Source organism: Cellulomonas sp. IC4_254 (assembly GCF_011603975.1).
In the GTDB taxonomy this organism is placed as follows: domain Bacteria; phylum Actinomycetota; class Actinomycetes; order Actinomycetales; family Cellulomonadaceae; genus Cellulomonas.
This window is the reverse complement of sequence record NZ_JAANNB010000331.1, coordinates 1-2214: the sequence shown is the minus strand read 5'-3', so window position 1 is coordinate 2214 and position 2214 is coordinate 1. Positions and strand designations below refer to the sequence as shown.

The 2214-nt window shown below is 78.3% G+C and carries 1 protein-coding gene and 1 pseudogene; both read left to right on the top strand.

Features of this window, described 5'->3' with window-relative positions; translation table 11 throughout:
* The coding region (locus G6556_RS18480) for an LpqB family beta-propeller domain-containing protein (RefSeq protein ID WP_346775004.1) at positions 1–1775 on the top strand (1775 nt) is incomplete at its 5' end.
* Positions 1776–1886: 111 nt separating this feature from the next.
* A pseudogene (locus G6556_RS18475) lies at positions 1887–2214 on the top strand (hypothetical protein); the annotation flags it as partial.

Genomic DNA, 2214 nt, shown 5'->3' with positions numbered 1-2214 from the left:
CGCCGCGGCGGCCCCGACCGACCGGGGGAGACCCGATGACCGCGTCGTCCCCGGCAGCCGCGCACCGCCGTCCCGCCCGTCGCGCCGGCGTCGCCGCCCTGCTCGCCGTCGTCCTGGCCGCGCTGTCCGCGTGCGTCGGCATCCCGACCTCCGGCCCCGTCGGCGTGGGCGTCGAGGGCGTGACCGACCAGGGCGTCGTCGAGCCGCTGGGCGACCCGCCGCCGCAGGACGGCGCCCCGGAGGACATCGTGCGCGGGTTCCTCGGCGCGAGCGCCGCCGGCTTCAGCCGGGCGTCCGCCTCCGTGGACGCCACCGACGACTTCCGCAACGCCCGCGAGTACCTCTCCGGCGAGACGCGGCGGTCGTGGAGCCCGCGCGAGCGCGTCGTCGTCTACGCGACGGCGTCCAGCCCCGACATCGAGCTGGTCGGCGAGTCGCAGGTGCAGGTCGACGTGCGGGTCGCGGCCCGGGTCGACGGTGAGGGCCGGTACGCCCAGGCCGGCCCGGACGCCAAGGAGTCGCTGACGTTCGACCTGGTGCAGGACAGCGAGGGCCAGTGGCGGATCTCCGGCCTGGAGGACGGCGTCGTGCTGTCCGAGCCCAACTTCGAGGCGATCTACCGGTCCGCCACGCTGTACTTCCTGTCCCAGGACGAGGAGTTCCTCGTCCCCGAGACCCGGTGGTTCCCGCTGCGGAACCTGGCCACGTCGATCGTCCGGGCGCTCATCGCCGGACCGTCCAGCTGGCTGCGGGACGCCGTGCGCAGCGCCGTCCCCGAGGGCGCCGTGCTGCAGCCGGACGCGGTCTCCGTCGACGGGGACGGCGTCGCGACCGTGAGCCTCGCGGCCGGCGGCCTGCCCACCGAGCCCGACGAGCGCGCGCGGATGCAGGCCCAGCTCGAGGCGTCGCTGCGGATCGCGCGCGTGCGGGCCGTCGAGGTGAGCGCCGGCGGCGTGGCGATGGACTCGGAGGCCGCCGAGCTCGAGCGCGGCCAGGACTGGGGCGGCGCGCTGGAGGCGCTGCAGGACGGCACGCTCGTGCAGATGTCCGCCGGCGAGCTCGAGCCGGTCGAGGGCATCGCGTCCCTCGCCGGGCTGGACGCCCGCGACCCCGCCCGCGACGGCTCGGGCGACCTGCGGGTCATGCTCTCCGGCCCGGACCGGCTCGTGACCGTCCCGACCACCACGGCCGCGTCCGTCGGGCTGCTCGACGCGCCCGCGCTGGTCGCGCCGTCGGTCGACCGGCTCGGCTGGGTGTGGACGGCCTCCGGCGCCCGCGGCGGGCAGCTGCTGGCCGTCGACGACCGCGGCACCGTGGTCGACGTCGCCGCCGAGTGGCTGCAGGACCGCACCGTGCGCTCCGTGCGGGTCGCCCGGGACGCCACCCGGGTCGCCGTGGTCTCCTCCGGCTCGGACGGCGTGCGGGTCGACGTCGCCTCGGTGGTGCGCGACGACTCCGGGACGCCCCAGGTGCTCGGCGAGGCGTGGCGGACCGGGGTGACCCTCACCGACGCGACCCGGGTGGTCTGGGTCGACGAGTCGACCCTCGGCGTGCTCGGGCGCTCCGGCAGCACCACGACGGCCGTCTACCACCTGGTCCCGCTGTCCGGGGAGGTGCAGACCCGGCCCGCGCTCGCGGACGCGGTCGACATCGCGGGCGGCAAGGGGGACAGCGCCCTGTACCTCGCCACGGCCGAGGGCGAGCTGTTCGCCCGGGCCGGGTCGAGCTGGGCGTCGGTGGGCGCGGGCGTGCGGGACCCGTCCTTCGCGGGCTGAGCCGCCGGGGGCGGGCGCCAGGACGACCACAGGCGCCGGGGCCGTGCGGGTGCCGGGCCGGCTGGGGACGCGCCGGGCGTCGCCCGCGACCGAGCCGGCAGGGTGGCCGGCGTGACCACCTCCACCGTGCGCGCCGGCACCCCGGGCCGTGCCGCCCTCGCCCGCGTCGCCCGCGAGCTCCTCGACCTGGTGCTGCCCGTGACCTGCGCCGGCTGCGGCACGCCCGGCCGGCCGCTGTGCCCCGGCTGCCTCGACCGGTTCGCGGGGCCGCCCCGGCGGTGCGAGCGCGCGGCGGGCCGGCTCGACCGGATGGACGGCACGACCGTGCCCGTGTGGGCGCTCGCGGAGAACGACGGCACGGTGCGCCGGGCGGTTGTCGGGTGGAAGGACCGGGGGCGCGCGGACGTGACGCCGTGGTTCGCGGACGCGCTGCGGCGGG